This is a genomic window from Providencia sp. PROV032 (assembly GCF_028484875.1).
In the GTDB taxonomy this organism is placed as follows: Bacteria; Pseudomonadota; Gammaproteobacteria; order Enterobacterales; family Enterobacteriaceae; genus Providencia; species Providencia rettgeri_E.
Genome location: NZ_JAMPSX010000004.1, coordinates 103,464 through 130,128 on the forward strand (window position 1 = coordinate 103,464; position 26,665 = coordinate 130,128).

Genomic DNA, 26,665 nt, shown 5'->3' on the forward strand with positions numbered 1-26,665 from the left:
AAAATTGGAACTGAGAATCGATGAGTGACTATAAAAATACCCTGAATCTACCAGAAACAGGGTTCCCAATGCGTGGCGACCTCGCTAAACGCGAACCACAGATGTTAGAGCGCTGGTACAAAGAAGGTTTGTATCAGGCAATCCGTAAAGCAAAATCGGGCAAGAAAACGTTTATTCTGCACGATGGCCCTCCGTATGCTAACGGCAGTATTCATATTGGTCACTCAGTTAACAAAATTCTCAAAGACATTATTATTAAGTCCAAAGGGTTGGCGGGTTATGATTCCCCATACATCCCTGGTTGGGACTGCCATGGATTACCGATTGAACATAAAGTTGAACAAATCGTCGGTAAGCCAGGTGAAAAAGTTTCCGCTGCTGAATTTCGTGCACAATGCCGTCAATACGCTAAAGAGCAAATTGAAGGCCAAAAAGCTGATTTCATGCGTCTTGGTGTATTAGGTGAGTGGGATAAACCTTATCTAACAATGGATTTTAAAACCGAAGCTCATATTATTCGAGCATTGGCGAAAACTATTGCAAACGGTCATTTAGTGAAAGGGGCAAAACCTGTCCACTGGTGTACAGCCTGCGGTTCTTCATTAGCGGAAGCTGAAGTTGAATATTATGATAAAACTTCACCATCTATCTATGTTCGCTTCCCTGCTGTAGATGGCAAAGCTGTGTGCGAAAAATTTGGCATTGTTAGCGAAAAAACACCTTCGTTAGTCATCTGGACAACAACGCCTTGGACTTTACCTGCTAACCGTGCGATTTCTTTAAACCCAGAGTTTAAATATAATTTAATCGAAGCAAATGGTGAATTAGTCATTTTAGCTGCCGATCTCGTCGAAGAGGTCATGAAAACGGTAGGTGTTGAAGCATGGGCGGTTTTAGGTGAATGTGAAGGTTCTGCACTTGAACTTTTACGTTTTAATCATCCATTTATGGGCTTTGATGTGCCTGCAATTTTGGGTGACCACGTGACATTAGACGCGGGTACTGGTGCTGTTCATACTGCACCGGGCCATGGTCCTGAAGACTACGTTGTTGGCCAAAAATATGGTTTAGAAACAGCGAACCCTGTGGGGCCAGATGGTTGCTTCTTACCAAATACTTACCCAACATTAGATGGCGTATTTATTTTCAAAGCGAATGACCTTATCGTTGAATTATTGAGCGAAAAAGGCGCATTACTATACAAACAAGCGATTCAACACAGCTACCCATGCTGCTGGCGCCATAAGACTCCGGTTATCTTCCGTGCTACGCCACAGTGGTTTATCGGTATGGATAAAAACGGCTTACGTGAACAATCTCTGAAAGAAATTGATATTGTTCAATGGATCCCGGGTTGGGGGCGCGCACGTATAGAGTCAATGGTTGAAAACCGTCCAGACTGGTGTATTTCTCGTCAACGTACTTGGGGTACCCCAATGTCGTTATTTGTTCATAAAGACACTGAAGAACTGCACCCTCGTACATTAGAATTAATGGAAGAAGTGGCTAAGCGTGTTGAAGTGGATGGCATTCAAGCATGGTGGGATCTTGACCCTGCTGAGCTGTTGGGTGATGAAGCCGAAACATATCGTAAAGTACCTGACACCTTAGACGTATGGTTTGACTCAGGTTCAACGCACTTTGCGGTAGTGGACGCACGCCCTGAATTTCATGGCAATTCAGCGGATATGTACCTTGAAGGTTCAGATCAACACCGCGGCTGGTTTATGTCATCATTGATGTTATCAACGGCAATGAAAGGTAAAGCACCTTATCGCCAAGTATTGACTCATGGCTTCACTGTTGATGGTCAAGGCCGCAAAATGTCTAAATCTTTAGGCAACACAGTGAGTCCACAAGATGTGATGAACAAACTGGGTGCGGATATCTTACGTTTATGGGTTGCATCAACGGATTATACGGGCGAAATTGCGGTTTCAGATGAAATTTTAAAACGTGCGGCAGATTCTTACCGCCGTATCCGTAATACAGCGCGTTTCTTATTGGCTAACCTTAACGGCTTCAACCCAGAAACTGATATGGTGAAGCCAGAAGATATGGTGGTCTTAGATCGATGGGCGGTGAGCCGTGCTTTAGAAGCTCAGCAAGAAATTGCTAAAGCCTATGATGAGTATGACTTCCTATCCGTTATTCAGCGCTTAATGCATTTTTGTTCTATCGAAATGGGTTCATTCTATCTGGATATCATCAAAGACCGTCAGTATACCGCGAAAAGTGATAGCTTAGCGCGTCGTAGCTGCCAAACTGCATTATTCCATATTGTTGAAGCGTTAGTGCGTTGGATGGCTCCGGTTCTGTCGTTTACTTCTGATGAAATTTGGAATGAGTTACCAGGAAAACGAGCTCAATTCGTTCTTACAGAAGAGTGGTATAACGGCTTATTTGGCTTAGACGAGTCAAATGAAATGAACAATAGCTTCTGGACTGAGCTATTAGCGGTTCGTGGTGAAGTAAATAAGGTCTTAGAGCAAGCTCGTACTGATAAGCTTATCGGGGGGTCATTAGAAGCTGCTGTGACTCTGTATGCGGATAAAGCGCTGGCCGAAAAACTGCAAAGTCTTGGTGATGAGTTACGCTTTGTGTTACTGACTTCACAAGCCCATGTCGCTGATATCGCAACAGCGCCTGCAGATGCGCAAGAAAGCGAATTAAAAGGCCTGAAAATTGCGTTCAGTAAAGCTGCGGGTGAAAAATGCCCTCGCTGCTGGCACTACGCAAGTGATATTGGCTCTTCGAGCGAGCAACCAGAAATTTGTGGTCGCTGTGTTACTAACGTAGCCGGTAACGGCGAAACGCGTAAGTTTGCTTAATGAAGACGCCAGTTTGTTCCACCGGTTTGCGTTGGTTATGGTTGACCATTGTGATCATCGTTGCGGATTTAGGCATTAAGCAGTTAGTGCTTAGTGACCTAAATCTGTACGAGCCACATCCGATAATGCCATTTTTCAACATAATGTACGCACAAAATTTTGGAGCGGCATTTAGTTTCTTGGCTGATGAAGGTGGCTGGCAACGTTGGTTCTTTGCAGGTATTGCAATTGGGATATCCATTATCTTAATGGTCATGATGTATCGCCAAAGTGCACAAAAGCGCCTCTCAAACATTGCTTATGCGTTGATTATTGGTGGTGCTATCGGTAATTTAAGCGATCGTTTAGTCCATGGCTTTGTTATTGATTACCTTGATTTTTACGTTGGTAATTGGCATTGGCCGACATTTAACCTAGCGGATATGGCGATATGTATTGGTGCGGCACTTGTCATTTTTGAAGGTTTCCTACCCGATAAATCAAAGCAAGAAAAAGCCAATTAAGATGGTAGTGTACTAGGTTAGAATGTAATAACTCACAGCCCAGATTTTCTGGGCTGAATTTTATGATAAATAGGTTTGGTTTATGTCTACTCAAATACAGGCGCAGAGCTCTGTTTTACTGCATTTCACATTGAAATTGGAAGATGGCTCTACGGCTGACTCCTCGCATGCACAAGGGAAGCCTGCGTTATTTGTTTTAGGGAATGACTCCTTATCGCCAGAACTGGAAGCCCAATTGATTGGCCTTAGTGAAGGTGAAAAGAAAAGTTTTTCACTGCCCGGAGACACGGTTTTTGGGAAACATAATCCTGACTTAGTTCAATATTTTTCATTGCGTGATTTTATAGAAACGGGCATCCCTGAAATTGGTACGATAATGCTATTCACATCGATGAATGGCAGTGAAATGCCAGGTGTAGTAAAATCAATTGAAGGCGAGTCGATTACGATTGATTTTAATCACCCGCTCGCTGAGCAGCAGATTAGTTTTGATATCGAAGTGCTTGAAGTAGATCCGCAATTGGAGAATCATAATGCAAATATTAATGGCTAACCCTCGTGGCTTCTGTGCCGGCGTAGACCGCGCAATTAGCATTGTAGAAAGGGCATTAGAAATCTATGGTGCCCCGATTTATGTTCGTCACGAAGTGGTTCATAACCGTTATGTTGTTGATGATTTACGTCAACGCGGTGCTATCTTTATTGAGGAAATCTCCGAAGTCCCTGATGGGTCAATCTTGATTTTTTCTGCACACGGTGTTTCCCAAGCTATTCGTCAAGAAGCGCGCTCTCGCGATCTAACAATGTTATTTGATGCCACTTGTCCTTTGGTCACAAAAGTTCATATGGAAGTTGCACGAGCGAGCCGTAAAGGCAAAGAAGCCATTTTAATCGGCCACGCTGGGCACCCAGAAGTCGAAGGTACGATGGGGCAATATAGCAACCCTGAGGGTGGGATGTATCTTGTTGAAAGCCCAGAGGATGTTTGGAAACTGAAAGTGAAAGATGAAAATAATCTCTCTTTCATGACGCAAACAACACTTTCTGTAGATGATACTTCCGATGTTATTGATGCGCTGACATCTCGTTTTCCAAGTATTGTAGGGCCTCGTAAAGACGATATTTGTTATGCAACGACGAACCGCCAAGAAGCCGCACGGGAGCTTGCAGAACGTGCTGACATTGTTTTAGTCGTCGGTTCTAAAAACTCATCGAACTCAAACCGTCTTGCGGAGTTAGCTTCGCGTATGCAAAAACCTGCCTATTTAATTGATGGTGCGGAAGATATTAAAACGGAATGGTTAGCGAATAAAAATATTATCGGCTTGACAGCAGGGGCATCTGCGCCAGACATTTTGGTTCGACAAGTTATTGATAGACTTAAAGAGCTGGGGGCTGACTCTGTTGTTGAACTGCAAGGCCGTGAAGAAAATATCGTCTTTGAAGTTCCTAAAGAATTAAGGGTTGAAGTCAAAGAGATTAATTGATCATTTGATTTTAATTATGGAAGCAGCCTTGTTAGCTTTACTTCAAGGCTGTTTTTCATTTTACTACTTGTGAAAAGTATCTCTTCTTTATGTATTGGGCGTAATCATTTACGTTTATAATGCCTTTAATCTCCCCAAATACTGCCATTCATACAAGCTTATCATCATTTAATTAATACTGAGTTTAATGTGCATTTCTAGTCTACGTAATATTGAACTTCATCAGTGCTATGAGTATTGATAATGCTTCCCCCTCTAATTACTTACTAAATTACTTACTAAGAGCTTCGATAGAGCTAAAATCCGCTCACTTAAAGCCTTGATAGAGATGATAGAAGAGTGAATTAGAATCTATCACGTATCGGTAAGTTTTTTCTTTGATTTTTAAAAATTAGGAGTATTGACACTTGTTTTTGGCAAATTCATATTTTTTTCTATTTACTAATTAAAATACTAATGCAGTAAATTTAATTTTATTAATCAAAAGAACAAAATTAATTCAGTGATGTAATGAAATTAAATTACTTTTATACTAACTTAAAATACATGAGTTATAATTTTAATACGAAAACACACGGTTAATAATTAATTGTTACATTTGTTTTTGTTTTTTGGATATTACATATATCACTTAATTGTAACAATGTGAAAATAATACATATATAAATGATAATATAAAAACGATGTCAAGTAATTCTAATTAAAGAATGTGTTTTCCTTTGTTTTTTAATTGATTGATTTAATTGGGTTTTAATTTTAATTTAAATGTGAAGAAAATATTTTGCTTTATTTGATAGGTTTCATCTATCGTATGGCTGTTTATTTAGTGGTAAAAGCAAGTTTGAGTTGTACGCATGTGTCGAGTATCTTTATTGCGGTTGATTAGGTATTCTAAAAACATTATCAATAAAAGTTACTATTTTTATTCGTTAAGTATTTAACAATAAAAATACCAATAACTTTTGGTGTTAAATCTCCTAGGTGCAGAAATGTAAAACTCAATACAGAATGATGATATCGAAAGATGTAACGGGAAATAAAAATTAGATCTTATCTATACCATTGTTCTGATTCACTGATATATGGATGGCTCGGTATTCTAATAGTTTCTGAGACTGCAGATGGATTCATTTTTATTCTCCATGTGAGTTTTATTTAACTGTTGATATGTGATCAACGAAAAATAGTGGTTATTTTTATCTGAAAATATACCTGGTATTGCCATGTGGTTGATACTTTTTTTATTTAACCTATTCGATGAATTTTTTAATTTTCAATAGGGTCTAGTTTAATTTTTCTAATTAATAATATCAAGGAATAGTCATGAAAGTTAAATCGTTAGCATTAGTTGTTATTTCAGCTTTATCTCTGAGTTCTGTAGCTGCAGTTGCTGCAACAACAGTTAATGGCGGTACTGTTCATTTTAAAGGTGAGCTTGTTAACGCAGCTTGTGCAGTAGACGGTGGTTCATCTGACCAAACCGTTACTTTAGGGCAAGTACGCACAGCTAGATTAGCTCAAGCAGGTGATACTAGCGGATCTGTTGGTTTCAACATTAATTTAAATGACTGTGATACTCAAGTTTCTAAAACAGCTAAAGTTGCATTTATCGGAGCTGCTACTGATGCTGCTAACCCAACTGTTTTAGCTATCACTTCAGGTGTTGCAGGTTCAGCTACAAATGTTGGTATCCAAATTTTAGATTCTAAAGGAACTGCTCTAGGCTTAGATGGTAGCACTTTCAGCAGCCCGATTACTCTGAAAGATGGTTCTAACGTTCTGCCATTCCAGGCTCGTTACTTTGCAACTGGCGCAACCACTGCTGGTTCAGCAAATGCAGATGCTACTTTCTCTGTACAGTACGAGTAATTTGTAAACTATGATTAGGGATTAATCATTAAAACCATGGATGGTTTTCAAGAATAGAAAGGGAAAGGCAAAGTGCAATGAAAAAACTAACGATTAGTTTATTAACTCTGTTTTCTTCCTTTGCTTTAGCAGGTAATCAGTGGAAAGTTCAGTTACCTGGTGGAGGGATGAGATTTCAAGGCGAGTTGATCGCAGAAGCGTGTAGCGTTGAAACATCTGAGCGATTTTTAACAGTTAATATGGGACAAGTACGAACGAATATGTTTAAAGAAGCTGGTGATGATTCAGAGCCAACAAGCTTTAATATTTATCTTCGTGATTGTAGTAAAAATGTTAGTGAACATGTGTATATAAATTTTTCAGGGATTGCTGACAAAAATAATCCCCATATTTATTCTGTAAGCAATGGAGTTAATGCTGCAAATGGAGTTGGAATTGCTATATTTGATGCTGGAAATGAATTAATACCTATCAATGATGCACCAAAAAAAATAGCAAAAATAGAATCTAAAGATGTGACTTTACACTTTACTGCCAAATATCGGGCTACCAGCAATAATATTACGGGTGGTACTGCAAATGCCCAAGCACTGTTCTCTTTAACTTATGAATAAAATAAATTTAGGGTTAGTTTTAGTACACAAATAATATTTTTAAATGTATAAGGATTGATTCAAAATGAAATCAATAAAAAAATATAAGTTGTTAACGTCAATATTGGTACTTTTAAGTTCAGTGTTCTTCAACCAAGCTAATGCTGCGGTAGCTTTAGGAGCAACTCGAGTTATTTATGATGAAGGCCAAAAACAAGTACAATTGTCTGTTACAAATAATGATGAGAAAGGTGTTTTTCTTATACAGTCATGGGTTGAAAATACAAATGGACAGAAAGATAAGCAATTTGTAATAACTCCACCATTATTTACAATGAATGGAAAAAAAGAAAATACACTGCGCATAATTGATGCAACAAATAACCAACTTCCTAAAGATAGAGAAAGTCTTTTTTGGTTGAACGTTAAGGCTATTCCTGCGATGGATAAAAGTAAAGCAAATGAAAATACTTTACAATTAGCCATCATTAGCAGAATAAAACTTTATTATCGCCCAAGTAATTTGGATCTTGATCCTTCTAAAGTTCCAGATGAATTACGTTTTAAAATTACGGGTAATAAATTAACTATTATTAATCCAACTCCATATTTTGCAACAGTTACTGACATTACTGTTGGTGCTACAAAACTGGAGAATGTTTTAGTTCCTCCTTTAGATGAAATAGTCACAAATATGCCTTCTAATGCAAAAGGTAATATTACCTTTAGAACAATAAATGATTATGGCGCATTAACACCTGTCGCATCTGGTATTGCTAAATAAATGGATGTAATGCAATTCAGTTAAGTGTAATAGATTTAAATGGCGATTAGACTGGAGGGAACATGCCATACCAAGTATCTGAAAATAAACAAATGAATTATAAAGGAAAAAAAACTTTCGGATACAAGTATCATTCTGATAAATTTTTTCGAGTACTTCCGCTCTCTTTTTTTGTGGGGATGTTGTTATATCCATCGTTAGCAAAATCAGAAGTATATTTTAATCCTCGCTTTTTATCTGATGATGTTGAAAATATTGCTGATTTATCTGTATTCGAAAGTGGTCAAGAAGTTCCTGAAGGTTCATATCGTGTTGATGTATATTTGAATGACGGCTATTTATTTATTAAAGATATCAACTTTAAGCTAGATGAAAAGCAGTCTAAATTAACCCCTTGTTTCACAAAAAGCGACTTAACTAGAATGGGGGTAAATGTCATATCATTACCCGGCCAAGAGGTAGGGAAAGAAAAAACAAAAGAAGGAGAGGAAGGGTCTCTGGATAGCTGTAAATTACTTTCAGAGATAATTAGTGATTCAACATCAACATTTGATGTTGGTTTACAGCGTCTTAGCCTGACTATTCCACAAATATATTTAGCAGATACTGCTCGAGGTTATATTTCACCTGACCTATGGGATCAAGGTATTTCCGCGGGCATTATTAATTACAGTTTGACTGGAAATCAGTCACGCATGCAATCTGGTGAAAACCGGAGCTATACCTATCTTAACTTACAAAGTGGAATTAACTTAGGGGCTTGGCGCTTACGTGATAACTCCACGTGGACTCACACAACAGGCTCTAATAGAAATGAAACCAAATGGGAGCATATCAATACTTTTTTAGAAAGAGGTATTAACCAAATACGCTCGCGTTTAGTCATTGGTGATAGCTATACCGAAGGCTCTATATTCGACAGCTTTAACTTCAGGGGGATCCAACTTTCCTCTGATAGTAATATGTTACCTGATAGTCAAAGAGGATTTGCGCCTGTCATTCGTGGGACGGCTCGGGGAACTGCAGACGTGACTATCAAGCAAAATGGGTATGAAGTTTACCGTAATACATTCCCACCAGGTCCTTTTATCATAGATGACCTCTACGCAAACGGGAATAGTGGTGACTTACATGTCACTATTACAGAAGCTGACGGTAGTACACAAAGCTTTGTTGTACCATTCTCAACAGTCCCTTTATTACAGCGTGAAGGACATTCTGAATACAGTATAACGGCTGGTGAATATCGCTCAGGAAGTAGTTTTCAAAAGAAACAAAATTTCTTCCAAGGTACATTAATGCGTGGATTGTCATACGGTTGGACTATGTATGGTGGTGGACAATTAGCTGATCGTTATCGTTCAGTCAATCTAGGTTTGGGGAAGAATATTGGTGTATTAGGTGCATTGTCACTCGATATTACACAAGCTAACGCTAAGTTACCTGACGATAGTAACCATCAGGGACAATCAGTGCGCTTTCTATATAGTAAGTCCATGAACTCAACAGGAACGACTTTCCAACTTGCTGGGTACCGTTATTCGACGAAAGGTTTCTATACATTTGCAGATACCACGTACAAAAGAATGCAAGGTTACTCTATAGAAACACAGGATGGTACGGTTGAAGTCACTCCGACTTATACCGATTACTTTAATCTTGCTTATAACAAACGTGAAAAGCTGCAATTAAGTATGAGCCAGCAGCTAGGTGATGTCACAACTCTGTACATAACGGGCACCCATGAAAAGTATTGGAACACAAGTCGCGCTGATAAGCAGTTACAGGTAGGTTTGAATACGCTTTTCAAAGGGATCACTTGGGGAATTAACTACAGCTTGTCAAAAAACTCATGGCAAGACGGTAATGATCAGGTAATTGCTTTGAATGCGAATATACCATTGAACCAATGGATGCGCACGGACAGTGATTCTATATGGAAGAATTCAACGGTTAGTTATAACGCTTCACACGACTTCAAAGGAGAGGCTTCTAATACGGCAGGTTTATATGGAACGCTATTAGAAGACAACAATTTAAGTTATAGCGTCCAAGCTGGCTATAAAGGCGGTGGTCAGCAGCAGTCTTCTGGGACAGGGTCTACCTCGTTAAACTACCGTGGAACTTACGGAAATAGTAATGTTGGTTACAGTTATAATAAAAATTCGCGGCAATTTTACTATGGGGTAAGTGGCGGTATTTTAGCCCATGAGAATGGTATTACTCTTAGCCAGCCGATGAATGACACTGTTGTATTGATTAAAGCTCCGGGAGCGGACAACGTAAGAATTGAAAATCAAACGGGCGTTAAAACTGACTGGCGTGGTTATGCCGTCTTACCTTATGCAACGGAATACCGTGAAAATCGTATTGCTTTAGATACTAACACACTAGCAAATAACGTGGATCTTGATGAACCGGTAGTGAGTGTTATTCCTACTAAAGGTGCAATTGTACGTGCCAGTTTTAATCCAAAAGTTGGTGTGAAAGTAATTATGACATTGATGCATAAGGGAAAAGCTGTTCCTTTTGGCGCGATTGTTTCATTAAAAGATAACAATAGCAGTAGTATCGTTGCAGATGAAGGACAAGTTTATTTGACTGGATTACCACTATCAGGTCAGTTGACAGTTCGATGGGGAAATGGCGCTGACTCGCAGTGTGAGGTTAATTACGCCTTACCTGAAAACAGTCAGTCAGAGCTACTTAATTCATATCAAACCGTTTGTCTTTAAAGGAGCTGATTAATGATGAAAAATATAATATATCGTTGTTACCTCATGATATTGATATTCATTTTTTTTGCTTCGAAAAGTTTCGCTGCAGATAGTTCAATTAATATAACGGGGAGCGTTGCAGATAATACATGCGCGGTTTCACCTAGCTCAGATGGCCAAATTGTTGATTTTTTAAATGAAAGCATTAAGTCTTTGAATGCGGTTAATAAAACATCTCTGGCGATCCCTTTTTATATTGAGCTTTTTCCATGTGGTACAGCAGTAACAGGTGTAAAAGTTGGATTTACCGGAATTGCTGATTCGAGTAATACCTCTTTATTAGCATTAGAAAATATTGGAGGTGCTGCATCTGGAGTTGGCATACAAATATTAGATAAAGCGAGAAACCCGCTATCACTCAATGATGATAATCAAAATATACCTTGGACATCATTAACGGCTGGCTCTCGTAATACATTGAACTTTTATGCTCGATTAATGGTAACTGAACTTCCTGTAAATGCAGGTAAAATTCGCGCAACGGCAACATTTACTCTTGAATATCAATAGGATGAGAATGTTATGGTAATAAATAAAAGGATAGTAGCTACCGCATTAACCGTTGCGGGGTTATGTTTATCAACGACATTGAGTTATGCAGCGGACGTAACAATCAATATTTACGGTCAGGTAAAAACAGTGCCTTGTACTGTCGTAACTGCAAATAAGAATGTGGATCTAAATGATCTCAGCACTTTTGACTTCATTAACGCGGGATCAACATCTAAATGGCACCCTATTGAGTTAGAGTTGATTAATTGTCCTACAGGTTCTTCTAACGTAACAGCTAGATTTACAGGGGTATCCGATATTACGGGATACTATAGAAACCAAGGAACAGCACAAAACATCCAGTTGCAACTGCAGGATGATTCAGGCAGAGACCTCAATAATGGTACCCAAGCTGTCATGCAAATTAATAGCAGTACTGCTTCAGCAAATTTTCCTCTGAAAGTTAGAGCGATATCGGTTAACGGAGGAACGACACAGGGAAGTATACAAGCAGCTATTGATGTTACTTATACATACCAGTGAGCTATATTATGAATATAAATAAAATTTTAAAATTATTTTTTTTTAATACTGTTATCTATTTTTTAGGTATTACAACAGCATATTCATTTACATGCATGGATAAACGTAATGTTTTAAGTTATAAAAATTCACCTGCCACAGCGAATGTGTATGTTGATCTGCAACCTAGACTCGAAGCGGGTCAAAACTTAGTTGTTGACCTTTCTCAATCGATTACGTGTTGGAACGATAACCCAAACTATAGGCGTGACATGGTGAGCGTAATGCAAGGTTCAGCATACGGGAATGTTCTCGCTAATTTTAGGGGGACTTTGAATTACTATGGTCTATCCTATCCATTTCCATTAAATTCAGCGACGCATTCTGTTGCATTCAGGCAACCAGCAGTTTGGAATGCTAAGCTCTATTTATCACCATTAAATTCAGCCGAAGGTATCGTTCTTAGTCAAGGCACGCATTTTGCGACTTTAGTTATGTACCAAGTTGGGTCTGATATTTCTGGTGGGGGGAATATACAAACTGCGACATTTATATGGAAACTTTATGCGAATAACACCGTGGTTGTTCCTGTCGGTGGATGTGATGTATCTTCGCGTAATCTTAATGTCTATTTGCCAGATTACCCAGGTTCATCAAATATACCGTTATCGGTTTATTGTGGTAAAAATCAAAATGTTTCTTTCTATCTCTCAGGTTCGACTACGTCAAGTAGTTCAATATTTGCTAATACCTATTCAGGTTCAAATGCTGCGAGGGGATTAGGTGTTCAGATTACCCGTTATGGAACAGCACTTTCGGCAAATCAGCGAGTTCGAATGGGGCAAGTTGGACCATCACCTGTTTCTCTTAATTTACAAGCAAAGTATGAAAGAACAACAGGACAAGTCACTGCAGGGCCTGTACAGTCAGTCGTTGGTGTTTCATTTGTTTATGACTAGCAATGCCATTTAAATTACCAAGAAAGTATTATTTATATCGATTTGCAATACTTTCTTGGGTAATTTTATATACGATCTATATACGATCGCTTAACCTTTTCATCAATATCAATTCTATTTTATCGTTAAAAATAACTTCATTGCTATATCCATATTTCTTGGTCCATATTTCTTGATTAAAACTTTTACTGATAATCCCTTTCCTCTCTACGCTTTTGTTAATAACGATACATTTTTGCTAGCGCAATACGATCAGGATAGTTAATCTGTACCACAATGACTTCTAAACTGTGGGTAAAAATAGCCTTTTTATCTTAACTAACAGTTCAAATTTATCTATTTGTATTAATTAAAAAAGGGTAAACCATGGCAAATTCAGTGGTACGTGTTGCAATCGTTGGGGCAGGTGGACGTATGGGACGCCAGCTAATTCAAGCCGCGCAACAACAGGATGGAATTCAATTAGGTGCTGCGATTGAGCGTGAAGGCTCATCGCTTATCGGGACAGATGCAGGTGAACTCGCTGGTATCGGTAAGTTAGGTATTTCCATTGTTGATTCGCTAAATCAGGTTGTTAATGATTTTGATGTTGTCATTGATTTCACTCGCCCAGAAGGGACTTTACACTACCTTGCATTTTGTAAAGCAAACCAAAAAGCGATGGTAATTGGAACGACAGGGTTTGATGAGCAAGGTAAGCAAGCTATTGCCGAAGCGGCAAAATCTATTCCTATTGTCTTTGCGGCAAATTTCAGTGTTGGTGTCAATGTGGTGCTGAAATTACTGGAAAAAGCAGCAAAAGTGATGGGGAATTACACTGATATTGAAATTGTTGAGGCTCATCACCGCCATAAAGTGGACGCACCATCAGGTACGGCCCTAGCTATGGGGGAGTCTATTGCTAGCGCTCTGGGGAAAGATTTAAAAGAGTGTGCGGTATATACCCGTGAAGGTTACACCGGGGAGAGAGAACCTGGAACCATTGGTTTTGCAACTATTCGTGCTGGGGATATTGTCGGTGAACATACCGCAATGTTTGCAGATATTGGAGAGCGAGTAGAAATCACCCATAAAGCCTCTAGCCGTATGACCTTTGCAAATGGCGCTATAAAGGCATCTGGTTGGGTTTGCGCTAGAAATAGTGGGTTATATGATATGAAAGATGTGCTTGGGTTGGATGATTTGTAGTTTTTTGTTTTTTTGTTTTATCTTTTAAATCATTTAGTTGTATTTTATATTTATTGTTATGATATCGGTTTGAACTATTTTCATTCAAATCGATATTAATTCATGTTTTAATGGTTTTTACCTTCAGTTTTGCTCGTTAATTATCCTTTCCTCCTTCTTTTAGCTAGGTTATTATCAATAAACTAGTTATCTTGCTTTGCAACCGTTTACTTATTCATTTTTACTATGGTTTATACTGCTCATCCAGTTAAAAGCGAGGTAGTTAAGTAAAAAAGTAAGATAAAAGTGAAAAAAATGCATTTTTTTCTAGACAAGACTCCATCTCATCATTAGAATGCGCGCAATTTGCCAAAAATTTGCTTAAAAACTCATTTTGGCATTGATTTAGATCGTGAAATCTGAATTAATATGCAAAAAACGTGATTTATTATTCTCCGGAGGATGTTTTGATTAAGTCAGCTATATTGGTTCTGGAAGACGGAACCCAATTCCACGGGCGTGCTATCGGTGCAGAAGGCGCTGCAGTTGGAGAAGTCGTTTTCAACACGTCGATGACCGGATATCAAGAAATAATTACAGACCCTTCCTATTCCCGCCAAATTGTTACTCTCACTTATCCCCATATTGGTAATGTCGGCACTAATGCTGATGACGAAGAATCCCCAAATGTTCATGCACAAGGCTTAATCATTCGTGACTTACCATTGATTTACAGTAACTTCCGCGGGCAAGAAGGATTATCCGAATATCTAAAACACCATAACGTCGTGGCGATTGCGGATATCGATACACGTAAATTAACACGTTTACTGAGAGAAAAAGGCGCTCAAAACGGTTGTATCATTGCGGGTGATAACCCTGATGCTGCACTCGCATTGGAAAAAGCGCGTAGTTTTTCAGGTTTGAATGGGTTGGACTTGGCAAAAGAAGTCTGCACTAAAGAGATTTATAATTGGTCCCAAGGTTCATGGACGCTGGAAAATGGCCAGCAGGGCGCGAAAACTGCCGAAGAACTCCCTTTACATGTTGTTGCTTATGACTTCGGTGCGAAGCGTAATATCTTACGTATGTTAGTTGACCGCGGTTGCCGTTTAACGGTGGTGCCAGCAACTACCCCAGCAGAAACCGTATTGGCGATGAACCCCGATGGTATTTTCTTATCGAATGGCCCTGGTGACCCAGCGCCTTGTGATTATGCAATCAAGGCAATTGAAACATTCTTAACCACAGAAATCCCAGTATTCGGGATTTGTTTAGGCCACCAATTACTTGCTCTGGCTAGCGGTGCCAATACCATGAAAATGAAGTTTGGCCATCATGGCGCTAACCATCCAGTTAAAGATTTAGACAAAGATGTGGTGATGATCACGGCGCAAAACCATGGTTTTGCGGTTGATGAATCGACACTTCCCGACACCCTGCGCGTGACGCATAAGTCACTCTTTGATGGAACATTGCAAGGTATTCACCGTACGGATAAACCCGCATTTAGTTTTCAAGGCCACCCAGAAGCAAGCTCAGGGCCACATGATGCGGCAAATTTATTCGACCATTTCATTGAATTAATTAATGAATACCGTCAAAACACCCCTCGTCAAAACGCACAATAATCGGGAGCAAGAAAAATGGCAAAACGTACTGATATAAAAAGCATTCTGATTTTAGGTGCCGGCCCGATTGTGATTGGTCAAGCATGTGAATTTGACTACTCAGGTGCTCAAGCGTGTAAAGCACTGCGTGAAGAAGGTTACCGCGTAATCTTAGTTAACTCGAACCCCGCGACCATTATGACTGACCCAGAAATGGCGGATGCAACTTACATCGAGCCGATTCACTGGGAAGTTGTGCGTAAAATTATTGAAAAAGAGCGCCCAGATGCAGTGCTACCGACCATGGGGGGCCAAACAGCATTAAACTGTGCGCTTGAATTAGAACGTAAAGGTGTTTTAGCTGAGTTTGGCGTGACCATGATTGGGGCGACTGCTGATGCAATCGATAAAGCAGAAGATCGCCAACGTTTTGATAAAGCAATGAAAAAAATCGGCTTGGGCACTGCACGCTCAGGTATCGCACATAATATGGAAGAAGCATTTGCTGTTGCCGATGCGGTAGGTTTTCCCTGTATTATTCGCCCATCATTTACGATGGGAGGTACGGGTGGCGGTATTGCCTATAACCGTGAAGAGTTTGAAGAAATCTGTACTCGCGGTTTAGATTTATCTCCCACTAATGAATTATTGATTGATGAGTCGCTGATTGGTTGGAAAGAATACGAAATGGAAGTTGTCCGCGATAAAAAAGACAACTGTATTATCGTTTGTTCCATTGAAAACTTCGATGCCATGGGGATCCATACGGGTGACTCTATCACCGTCGCGCCAGCTCAAACATTGACCGATAAAGAATACCAAATCATGCGTGATGCATCGATGGCCGTATTACGTGAAATCGGCGTTGAAACAGGTGGCTCTAACGTTCAATTCGCGGTAAACCCTAAAGATGGGCGCTTAATTGTTATTGAAATGAACCCGCGAGTTTCACGTTCATCGGCATTAGCATCGAAAGCCACGGGTTTCCCAATTGCTAAAATTGCAGCGAAACTGGCTGTTGGTTATACCCTTGATGAGCTGATGAATGACATCACTGGTGGCCGTACCCCTGCCTCATTCGAACCTTCCATTGACTACGTTGTGACAAAAATTCCGCGCTTTAACTTTGAAAAATTTGCGGGCACGAATGACCGACTCACAACGCAAATGAAATCGGTTGGCGAAGTGATGGCGATTGGCCGCACATTTCAAGAATCGATGCAAAAAGCATTACGCGGTTTAGAAGTTGGCGCGACAGGGTTCGACCCGAAAGTGGCTCAAGAGGATCCTGAAGCACTAACTCGTATTCGTCGTGAATTAAAAGACGCAGGCGCAGAGCGAATTTGGTTTATTGCAGATGCTTTCCGTGCAGGCTTATCTGTCGACGGTGTTTTCAATCTGACCAATATTGACCGCTGGTTCTTAGTGCAGATTGAGGAGCTAGTCCGCTTAGAAGAAAAAGTGGCTGAGCTCGGTATTAATGGGCTGACAAAAGATTTCCTACGTACTTTAAAACGTAAAGGTTTTGCCGACGCGCGTTTAGCAACTTTAGTCGGTGTTTCTGACGCTGAATTACGTAAACTACGCCAAGGTTATGGTCTGCACCCTGTCTATAAACGTGTTGATACCTGCGCGGCCGAGTTTGCTACTGACACCGCTTATATGTATTCCACATATGAAGAAGAGTGTGAATCAAACCCAAGTAATGCCAAACCAAAAGTGATGGTGTTAGGTGGTGGGCCAAACCGAATCGGGCAAGGGATTGAATTCGACTATTGCTGCGTGCACGCATCTTTAGCGTTACGTGAAGATGGCTATGAAACCATTATGGTGAACTGTAATCCAGAAACCGTTTCAACGGACTACGATACTTCAGACCGCCTCTATTTCGAACCTGTCACCCTTGAAGATGTGTTGGAAATTGTGCGTATCGAGCAGCCAAAAGGTGTGATTGTGCAATATGGTGGCCAAACACCATTAAAATTAGCGAGAGCATTGGAAGCCGCAGGGGTTCCAATCATTGGAACGAGCCCAGATGCCATCGACCGTGCAGAAGATCGTGAACGTTTCCAGCAAGCCGTCAACCGTTTGAACTTGAAACAGCCACAGAATGCAACCGTGACGGCGATTGAGCAAGCCGTTGAAAAAGCAGCTATTATTGGCTATCCACTGGTGGTTCGCCCATCTTATGTACTAGGTGGCCGAGCAATGGAAATTGTATATGACGAAATCGATTTACGTCGCTATTTCCAAACTGCGGTAAGTGTCTCTAACGATGCGCCAGTGCTCCTTGACCGCTTTTTAGACGATGCCATTGAAGTTGACGTAGATGCGATTTGTGACGGTGAGATGGTGCTGATTGGTGGTATCATGGAGCACATTGAGCAAGCTGGCGTACACTCCGGTGACTCCGCATGTTCACTCCCTGCTTATACGCTTAGCCAAGAAATTCAAGATGTAATGCGTGAACAAGTTCGTAACCTTGCCTTCGAGTTACGTGTACGTGGTTTAATGAACGTGCAGTTTGCCGTTAAAAATAATGAAGTTTATTTAATTGAAGTCAATCCACGTGCCGCAAGGACAGTGCCTTTCGTGTCTAAAGCAACCGGTGTGCCATTAGCGAAAGTTGCCGCGCGCGTGATGGTGGGGCAAACCTTGACACAGCAAGGGGTGACGGAAGAAGTTATTCCACCATACTACTCGGTGAAAGAGGTGGTATTGCCATTCAATAAATTCCCTGGCGTTGACCCAATTCTTGGGCCTGAAATGCGTTCAACAGGCGAAGTCATGGGTGTCGGCCGGACATTTGCAGAAGCATTCGCTAAAGCGATGTTAGGTAGCAGCTCGACCATGAAAAAGTCTGGTCGCGCGCTGTTGTCTGTTCGTGAAGGTGATAAAACAAAAGTTGTCGATTTAGCCGCTAAGCTGTTAAAACATGGCTTTGAGCTAGATGCCACTCACGGCACTGCGATTGTTCTAGGAGAGGCTGGTATTAATCCGCGCCTAGTCAATAAGGTTCATGAAGGTCGTCCACACATTCAAGATAGAATTAAGAATGGTGAATATGATTACATTGTGAATACCACCGCAGGGCGTCAAGCCATTGAAGACTCAAAATTAATTCGTCGCAGTGCATTGCGTTATAAAGTCCATTATGACACGACGTTGAATGGCGGGTTTGCCACTACGATGTCGCTTAGTGCAGACCCAACCGATACGGTAATCTCTGTACAAGAAATGCATGCATTGATTAAATAATTATTTAATAAGTAGCTATATAAGCCTCAGTATTCAATCTACTGGGGCTTTTTTATTGCTCTTCTATAAAGCCATCTCCTGAAGAGAGGGAAATTGTCTGCTGATATAATAGATAAGATGGAATTTTAATAAAAAGTGCAAAGTGGTGATTGACTCTCACGTAACGTGAGGCACTAACCTTAGTCGCAATTACAGGAGGAACATATGCTATTTCAAGTTGGTGAGATCGCGGAAAAAACAGGATTAACCATCCGTACACTTCATCATTATGAAGAAATTGGCTTATTGGTACCAACTGCAAGAACCGATGCAGGTTATCGGCTTTACAACATGCAATGCATAGAGCGTTTAACGCAAATTCAATTGTTACGGCAAGTTGGAGTCAAACTGAAAAACATCGGTGAATTACTGGATGGCCAGAGTGGAGATATGACGAGTTTGCTGCAAGAGCGAATTGCACTATTAACGGAACAAATGGAGCAAATGGCGACATTACGTAATCGATTAGAGCAATTACACAGGCAAATGCAAACGGGGAATACTTTAACTCAGGCTGATTGGTTTTCTGTATTGGAGATGATGTCGATGTTTGATAAATATTTTACCCCTCAAGAATTGGAACAATTGCCATTATATACGGCGCATACGCTGAAAAACCAAGAGTGGCAACAGCGAGTAGCAACGGTAAGCAAGCTGATGGAACAAGGTGCAACACCTCAATCTACAGAGGTGCAACAAATTGCACATGAATGGATGACAGCGTTAGAAAGAGATACCGGAGGAAACCCTGATTTCTTTGCACGACTGAATCAAATTCATTTATCGGATAACACGTTAGCTTATTCATCAGGCATTTCTGTCGCAATGATCCAATTTGTTGCAGAGGGTTTTAGTGAATACCAATTATCACTGTTTAAACCCCATTTAACCGCGGAGCAATTTGCTTTTGTTCAGCAACATTATTTTGCTTCAGGGCAGGTGTGGCCTGAGTTAATTGCGGGTTTATATAATGCATTAAAAGCCCAAAAATCCCCAGATTCACCTGAAGTACAACAATTAGCACAAACATGGTTAACGATGTTCAACCAGTTTACGGGGGGAGATCCTGAGCTACAAGAGAGAATTCGGGCTATTTATCGTGAAGATCCCAATATTTCTCAAGGGACATGGATGACTGCAGAAATTGGTCAGTACTTATTTTCTGCTATTAGCAGTTTGATGACGGAATAAACCAAATGGCCGCTAACTCGCGGCCATTACTCGGTTATATTATGATTTTCCTTTGCTACTCGAGAGTGCTTTGCGGTGTTTCCAGTACATTACAATTGAGCCGATTAGGCCACTAACCAGTAAGATAACTGGAATAATCATTAGTGCACTAATCACAATTTGCTCGTGTTCTTTCACAAAAGGAATTTGGTTTAGGGCATACCCTAAGGTGACGATCAAACCAACCCATAACAAACCACTTAACCAGTTAAAAAACTGGAAACGGCGGTGACTTAATTCAGATAACCCAGCAAGCAAAGGTAATATTGTTCTGACAAATGCAAGAAAGCGCCCTATAAGTAGCGCGTATAAACCTTGCTTATTAAACATATTGTTTGCTTTGGTGTGATATTCCTCAGGGATTTGCGCTAACCAGCGCTTCACAACCTGAGTTTCACTTAACCATCGGCCTTGTAGAAAACCTATCCAACACCCTAAGCTTGCAGCGACTGTGAGTAACAATATAGTCGGAATAAAGTGTAAGACCCCTTTAGCAATCAATGCACCTGAAAGGATCAGCAAGGTATCACCAGGTAGGAAAGCAGCGGGTAAAACGCCATTTTCTAAGACAATGACAACAAAAAGTACGGTATAAATAACCCAAAGCACTTCAGGGTTGGAGAGTTTAAGGAAATCGTGGTTCCAAAGTGCAAGTACGATTTCGCGTAGGACTTCCATAATTATTCCTGTATTTGCGTAAAAGCGAATTTCTTATTGCCTATATTACAGGAAAAAAAGAGCCCAAGTTTGATTTGTTTGAAGAATTAATCATTTAGTAGGGTAATTGCAGGAAGCATTTAACATTGCTCCTGCAATTAATAGACTGATTTTTAATTTAAATTCGCTCGAAAGCTAATTGTAAGTCATGGATTAAATCATCAGTGTGCTCTAAACCAATATGCACGCGGAAGAAGGTTCCTTCTTTTGGTGAAAAATCATACTGCCGCATATTGAGTAAATCTTCTTTTTGGTATCCCAAAATCAGCGACTCAAAACCACCCCATGAATACCCCATTTTAAAGTGATTAAAATTATCAAGAAAAGCGGTAAATTGCTCAGTGGTTAAGCGTGATTTTAGTTGGAAAGAGAACAGCCCATTAGAACCTGTAAAATCACGGATAAAGAATTCATGACCTGGAGAATTCTCAAGTGCAGGGTGAAATACTTGTTCAACTTCAGGGCGTTGTTGCAGCCAATTAGCAACTTGTAAACTATTAATTTGATGCTGTTTTAGTCGAGTTGCTAATGTGTGGAGCCCTCGATTAGCCATATAAACGGTATCTGGATCCGCGGTTTGGCCTAAGAGGTATGAATTTTCACGTAATGTTTCAATACAGCGTTGGTTTGCCACCGCAAGGCCAAGCATACCGTCGGAGTGGCCATTGATATATTTAGTTGCTGATTGGATCGACACATCCACATCAAATAATAATGGTTTAAGTAAGACGCCAGCTGCCCAAGTGTTATCAATCATAATCACAATTTCAGGGGATTTGGCGCGTATAGCTTTCACTATTGCTGGTAAATCATGAACTTCCATGGTGATAGAGCCGGGGGACTCTAAAAATACAATCCGCGTATTGGGCTGAATTAAATCAGCAATATCCGTTCCGATGAGTGGATCAAAATACGTGGTTTTGACATTTAGCTTAGTAAGGATGTTGTCGCAAAAATTTTGCGTTGGATCATAAGCTGATCCAGTCACCAGGATATGTTCGCCAGCAGAAATAAACGACAAAATGGTATTGGTAATTGCGGCAGCACCTGATGGGTAAAGGACGCATCCAGCACCTGCTTCTAATTCTGTCATCGCTTCTTGAAAAGCGAAATGTGTTTGTGTACCGCGACGCCCATAAAATAGTACGTTATTTGCACGATGGCGAGTTGCATGACGTTTTTCTTCAAGGGTATCAAAAATAATAGAAGAGGCTCGCTGAATAACAGGGTTTACCCCTTTTTGTGTGTATTTGGGGTTCCGCCCAATATGGACTAATTGTGTTTCAGGTTTTATGTCTGCCATGATTTTTCCCTACACAGAATATGAACTGGTTAAACTTAGAGGTAATTTATACTAAGACGTTAAATGATCCTGATAGAAATGTAACTTGAGTATTCTTCAACTTTCAAACTGTAGGTAAATTTTATTTGTAATATTGGGAATGAATATTTAATTGAACCGTGAATTATTAAGGAAAATAACCGCATAGTAGAGAAGGTCATGTTTGTCTAAACGCAAAAAAACATAAAAAAATCGCGAATACTAATGATAATTACTATCAATTCGCGCTGTGTTTGATATCATCAGCACCGTCTTTTTGAAAAGAGACGGACAGCGCGAGTCAAATTTCGCTTTTAAAGGTTAGTCGATGAATGGCACAATCATCGATATGAATTTTTTTATACAACACTAAAAAGAGAGTAAAGGCCAACTGATGCGTAAACTAACAGCTTCTATTCTATTGGCGTTCGGCTTAATGGGTACGGCAGTCGCTGAAACCACACCTGCAACAACACCAGCTGCGTCTCAAGATACACCATCAACACAACCGGCAGTAAATTCAGCTGCACCAACAACTACGACACCAAGTGCTGAAGTTTCATCAGTACCCGCGGAACCTGTACAAGGCGAAGCCGTGAACACAACTGTTGTTAATGAAAACATTGAAATTGCAACAGAAGCACCAACGGGCGGTTTTGACCAAGATTTATCTGTTTGGGGAATGTACCAAGGTGCAGATAATATTGTTAAAACAGTCATGATAGGGCTTGTTATTGCTTCTGTTATTACTTGGGCAATATTTTTCTCAAAAGGTTTGGAAATTTTAGTTGCTCGCCGTCGCTTAAAAGTAGAAGCGAAAGCGATTTCTGAGGCGAAGTCACTAGATGAAGCTGTCAGTATCGCAGAAGGTTTCAAAACAAATAGCATTACGCGTATGTTATTAAACGAAGCCGTTACTGAGCGAGCGTTATCAGCAAATAGCGCTGATTTATCAGGCACAAAAGAGCGCACATCATTCCGCCTAGAAAGGGCAGTCGCTGCGATTAGTCGTTATATGGGCCGTGGTAATGGCTATTTGGCGACTATTGGTGCAATTTCTCCATTCGTCGGTTTATTTGGAACGGTCTGGGGGATCATGAACAGCTTTATCGGGATTGCTCACTCGCAAACGACTAACCTTGCGGTTGTTGCGCCGGGTATTGCAGAAGCGTTATTAGCGACAGCAATCGGTCTTATTGCCGCTATCCCTGCGGTTGTGATTTATAATATTTTTGCTCGCATGATCAACAACTATCGTGGTCAAGTAGGGGATGTCGCTGCTCAGTCTGCGTTGTTGCTGGGGCGTGATCTTGATCTGGCAAATAGCAAAGCAAGGTAATTATTATGGCAATGCGTTTAGGTGACGAACAAGACGATAGCGGTGAAATGCATGAAATTAACGTAACACCTTTTATTGATGTTATGTTGGTTTTATTGATTATCTTTATGGTTGCAGCACCATTGGCAACAGTTGATATTAAAGTCGACTTACCCGCCTCGACAGCGAAGCCGCAGCCACGTCCAGAAAAACCTGTGTTTTTAACGGTAAAATCGGACAGCCAGCTTTTTATCGGTGACCAAGCTGTGACAAAAGAACAGCTTGCTTCCACTCTTGACCAAGCAACAAGTTCTAATAAGGAAACGACAATCTTTTTCCAAGCGGATAAGAGTGTTGACTATGAAACGATGATGGATGTAATGAATGCATTGCGTCAATCAGGGTACTTGAAGATTGGTTTAGTGGGAATGGAAGCAACATCCTCAAAATAAGCTGATTAAGTTCTATAAACGCGTTTTATCATTAAGGGTAAAACGCGTTTTTTATTATCTAACAGTCCCTCAAGTTAAGTTCGTCGCTTTTTACACTCTCTTCGACATTATTTTTAGATAGCTTATCGGGTTTATTTAACTAATTAAATTTCATTTAAAGAATTTTATTCTTATTTGACGCTTTTTATTTGTAGTTTGATAGTGTGAATTGGCTATTGTATTCATTTTTTCACACTATTTCGGATGTTTTTATTTGTATTTCTTCTAAATAATGATGAATTATATTAATTTTTATAATCAATAATTCTATATTTTTCATTTTTTATCGTAGTTGCTTCTATGTAACATGACCTTTTTATTTATCTATATATTAGTTATATTAATTCATCACATTGGTTTTTTTGTTCTAAAATACGAGTTAAATAGCATATAAATTCTAATGATTTTATCAATTACGATGTAATGCGATGGGATACTTAATGAAAAATAAACCATGTTTATAATAAGGACTTATGTAAAACATCATTTTTAATCTATTTGGTATAATACCTTATTAATTTAGTGGTTATTTTATATGGGAACATTAGTCAAAAAGTGATTGTTTATCATATATCTGGATTTTTTTACGTAGGGTTTATAGATGAATAAAACATGACTACGTAAATACTATTAATGATTATAATTAAATAATATGTAAGTTTTATTAATGCTCAATATTTTTATTATTTCAGGAAATATATTTTAGGAATTACTTAGTATATTTAATTAATGTTAAATTTATTTTCAAAAATTGAAATAAATTACTTTGTAGAAAGAGTGTGAATAGTTTGTAATATCTTAATGATAGGTTAAATATTTTGCTATCTTTTCCAAGGTTTTTCATTATCCAATTGATTTTATTGGTTTTTATTGTTTTTTCTGTCTCGGGATACGAAAATAAAAAAACACTTGCGCAACAAAAGTGTTGCGCTATAATGCAATCAATAACATTTAGAAACACTTTTAAATACTTTATTATACTGAGTTATCTATTTTTATAATTTACTTAGCTAGGGAATCAATAAGGCCAATGCTAATTTGGGAATAATACAAAGTTAGCGGATATTTAGGTCTTTACATTAAAAATAGATATAATTACTTAACAGGTAACTTAGTGAATGTATTTATACTGTGAGATAAGTGTTATTACTGGAGTCAAATGGGCTGACTACAGACTACGCATAGCAAGCGTCGCCGTAATACGGCAATTTCATATTATACTCTTCTATAGATAAAATAAGACTACACTTCCAGCGCTATCATTGAGATAGCGCTTTTTTTTATTGCTATCTATCTCTTTAAATCTGGTTGTGTTCAAGATCAATCTGCCTCTTGTTTTATGATGAAATAACTTCACGAAAAAAATTATCGGAGTATGATGTTGCCACTTCGCTGTGGGGATCGATATAAATACTTATAACGATAATTATACAACGGCGAGTTTCTCTGCCAAGGTCTGGCGTGAATGAATTGGAAGTAACAATGACTTGGTCTGATTTTAAATCTCGCTATCTCATCGGTTTTTGGAAACCATTACCTGCAGTTATTGCCGCAGGTATCTTATCAACCTATTACTTTGGCTTGACTGGCACGTTTTGGGCAGTTACGGGTGAGTTTACGCGTTGGGGCGGGCACATCATGCAATTATTTGGCGCTGAACCAGAGACATGGGGCTATTTTAAAGTTATTGGTTTCGAAGGTACACCACTGGATCGTATTGATGGTGTGATGATTATTGGCATGTTTGCCGGTTGTTTTGCCGCGGCATTATGGGCCAATAATATTAAATTACGAATGCCTCAGCATAGGATCAGAATTTTTCAAGCTATTTTGGGCGGTATTATCGCTGGATTTGGTGCTCGTTTAGCAATGGGGTGTAATTTAGCCGCATTCTTTACTGGGATCCCTCAATTCTCATTACACGCATGGTATTTTGCTGTTGCTACTGCGGCAGGGTCATATTTTGGTGCGAAATTCACACTAATGCCAATGTTTCGCATCCCCGTAAAATTGAAAAAAGTTAGCACTGCATCACCATTAACCCAAAATCATGATGCGGCAAAAAGGCGCTTTAAACTGGGAATGGTGATTTTCACATTAGCGCTGGCTTGGGGCTTTTATACTTTATTAGATTCCCCTGTGATGGGCTTCGCCATTTTATGTGGTATCGGCTTCGGGCTATTAATTGAAAGAGCACAAATTTGTTTTACCTCTGCATTTCGTGACTTGTGGATCACCGGACGCACACATATGGCGAAAGCGATTATTATTGGTATGGCAGTCAGTGCGATTGGTATTTTCAGTTATGTCCAGCTAGGTGCAACACCAAAAATTTTATGGGCTGGGCCGAATGCGGTCATTGGTGGGTTACTATTTGGCTTCGGTATTGTGCTCGCGGGCGGTTGTGAAACAGGCTGGATGTACCGTGCGGTAGAGGGCCAAGTCCATTATTGGTGGGTCGGTTTTGGTAATATTATTGGCGCTACGGTGCTAGCTTATTACTGGGATGATTTAGGCCCTTGGCTAGCGACTGATTTCGACAAAGTTAATCTACTTGAAACCTTTGGGCCAGAGGGTGGATTACTGGTCACTTATGGATTATTAGCGGTGGCATTCGTGTTGATGTTGGTTTGGGAAAAACATTTCTTCCGTAAACGTACTCAAAAAACATCTAATGTATCCGTGGAGGTAGCATGA

Annotated in this window: 20 protein-coding genes; 18 read left to right on the forward strand and 2 right to left on the reverse strand. The window is 39.7% G+C overall.

All coding sequences use genetic code 11. The annotated features are described in order from the left end of the window. The first annotated feature begins 20 nt into the window (after positions 1-20). From ileS to PSF42_RS03585, 15 genes are all read left to right on the forward strand, one after another. Complete coding sequence (gene ileS / locus PSF42_RS03515) at positions 21-2,831, forward strand: isoleucine--tRNA ligase (RefSeq protein WP_272679452.1); 2,811 nt, start codon at positions 21-23, stop codon at positions 2,829-2,831. Beyond that, positions 2,831-3,334 (forward strand): signal peptidase II, encoded by a 504-nt coding sequence (lspA, locus tag PSF42_RS03520; protein WP_125891921.1) that lies wholly within the window; start codon positions 2,831-2,833, stop codon positions 3,332-3,334. The genes ileS and lspA overlap by 1 nt, the downstream gene beginning before the upstream one ends. An 82-nt stretch (positions 3,335-3,416) precedes the next feature. Beyond that, positions 3,417-3,887, forward strand: a complete 471-nt coding sequence (gene fkpB / locus PSF42_RS03525; RefSeq protein WP_125891922.1) for an FKBP-type peptidyl-prolyl cis-trans isomerase — start codon at positions 3,417-3,419, stop codon at positions 3,885-3,887. Then, the gene (ispH, locus tag PSF42_RS03530; protein ID WP_272679453.1) at positions 3,868-4,821 is read left to right on the forward strand and encodes a 4-hydroxy-3-methylbut-2-enyl diphosphate reductase; all 954 of its coding nucleotides are present in this window, start codon (positions 3,868-3,870) and stop codon (positions 4,819-4,821) included. The genes fkpB and ispH overlap by 20 nt, the downstream gene beginning before the upstream one ends. A gap of 1,323 nt (positions 4,822-6,144) precedes the next feature. Then, entirely contained in the window at positions 6,145-6,690 is a 546-nt protein-coding gene (gene fimA / locus PSF42_RS03535; protein WP_125891923.1) for a type 1 fimbrial major subunit FimA, read from the forward strand. A 77-nt stretch (positions 6,691-6,767) separates the two neighbouring features. Next, the gene (locus PSF42_RS03540; protein ID WP_272679454.1) at positions 6,768-7,304 is read left to right on the forward strand and encodes a fimbrial protein; all 537 of its coding nucleotides are present in this window, start codon (positions 6,768-6,770) and stop codon (positions 7,302-7,304) included. A 64-nt stretch (positions 7,305-7,368) separates the two neighbouring features. Then, positions 7,369-8,067, forward strand: coding sequence for a fimbria/pilus periplasmic chaperone (locus PSF42_RS03545; RefSeq protein ID WP_125891925.1), 699 nt, complete (start codon positions 7,369-7,371; stop codon positions 8,065-8,067). A 92-nt stretch (positions 8,068-8,159) separates the two neighbouring features. Next, a complete protein-coding gene (locus PSF42_RS03550; protein WP_442959219.1) occupies positions 8,160-10,802 on the forward strand; it encodes a fimbrial biogenesis usher protein in 2,643 nt (880 codons plus the stop codon). 12 nt (positions 10,803-10,814) lie between these two features. Next, positions 10,815-11,354 (forward strand): fimbrial protein, encoded by a 540-nt coding sequence (locus tag PSF42_RS03555; protein ID WP_413776241.1) that lies wholly within the window; start codon positions 10,815-10,817, stop codon positions 11,352-11,354. Positions 11,355-11,366: 12 nt separating this feature from the next. Further along, on the forward strand, positions 11,367-11,879 hold the full coding sequence (locus PSF42_RS03560; protein ID WP_125891927.1) for a fimbrial protein: 513 nt from the start codon (positions 11,367-11,369) through the stop codon (positions 11,877-11,879). Positions 11,880-11,887: 8 nt separating this feature from the next. Continuing rightward, positions 11,888-12,817: a fimbrial protein gene (locus tag PSF42_RS03565; RefSeq protein WP_125891928.1), complete on the forward strand. Its 930-nt coding sequence runs from the start codon at positions 11,888-11,890 to the stop codon at positions 12,815-12,817. Between the two features lie 366 nt (positions 12,818-13,183). Further along, positions 13,184-14,005 carry a 4-hydroxy-tetrahydrodipicolinate reductase gene (dapB, locus tag PSF42_RS03570; protein WP_272679456.1) on the forward strand — a complete coding sequence of 274 codons (822 nt, stop codon included), beginning with the start codon at positions 13,184-13,186 and terminating at the stop codon, positions 14,003-14,005. A 446-nt stretch (positions 14,006-14,451) separates the two neighbouring features. Beyond that, positions 14,452-15,615 carry a glutamine-hydrolyzing carbamoyl-phosphate synthase small subunit gene (carA, locus tag PSF42_RS03575; RefSeq protein ID WP_272679457.1) on the forward strand — a complete coding sequence of 388 codons (1,164 nt, stop codon included), beginning with the start codon at positions 14,452-14,454 and terminating at the stop codon, positions 15,613-15,615. A gap of 15 nt (positions 15,616-15,630) precedes the next feature. After that, complete coding sequence (carB, locus tag PSF42_RS03580) at positions 15,631-18,852, forward strand: carbamoyl-phosphate synthase large subunit (protein ID WP_272679458.1); 3,222 nt, start codon at positions 15,631-15,633, stop codon at positions 18,850-18,852. Between the two features lie 204 nt (positions 18,853-19,056). Next, positions 19,057-20,082: a MerR family transcriptional regulator gene (locus tag PSF42_RS03585; RefSeq protein WP_125891932.1), complete on the forward strand. Its 1,026-nt coding sequence runs from the start codon at positions 19,057-19,059 to the stop codon at positions 20,080-20,082. Between the two features lie 39 nt (positions 20,083-20,121). Here PSF42_RS03585 and PSF42_RS03590 read toward each other — a convergent pair whose 3' ends face one another. Next, positions 20,122-20,799 (reverse strand): DedA family protein, encoded by a 678-nt coding sequence (locus tag PSF42_RS03590; RefSeq protein ID WP_125891933.1) that lies wholly within the window; start codon positions 20,797-20,799, stop codon positions 20,122-20,124. A 157-nt stretch (positions 20,800-20,956) separates the two neighbouring features. Further along, entirely contained in the window at positions 20,957-22,141 is a 1,185-nt protein-coding gene (gene metC / locus PSF42_RS03595) for a cystathionine beta-lyase (protein WP_272679459.1), read from the reverse strand. Positions 22,142-22,553: 412 nt separating this feature from the next. Here metC and exbB point away from each other — a divergent pair, with 412 nt between their 5' ends. From exbB to yedE, 3 genes are all read left to right on the forward strand, one after another. Further along, the gene (exbB, locus tag PSF42_RS03600; protein ID WP_125891935.1) at positions 22,554-23,498 is read left to right on the forward strand and encodes a tonB-system energizer ExbB; all 945 of its coding nucleotides are present in this window, start codon (positions 22,554-22,556) and stop codon (positions 23,496-23,498) included. A gap of 5 nt (positions 23,499-23,503) precedes the next feature. Next, positions 23,504-23,929 carry a TonB system transport protein ExbD gene (gene exbD, locus PSF42_RS03605; protein ID WP_102138994.1) on the forward strand — a complete coding sequence of 142 codons (426 nt, stop codon included), beginning with the start codon at positions 23,504-23,506 and terminating at the stop codon, positions 23,927-23,929. A gap of 1,521 nt (positions 23,930-25,450) precedes the next feature. Further along, on the forward strand, positions 25,451-26,665 hold the full coding sequence (yedE, locus tag PSF42_RS03610) for a selenium metabolism membrane protein YedE/FdhT (RefSeq protein ID WP_125891936.1): 1,215 nt from the start codon (positions 25,451-25,453) through the stop codon (positions 26,663-26,665).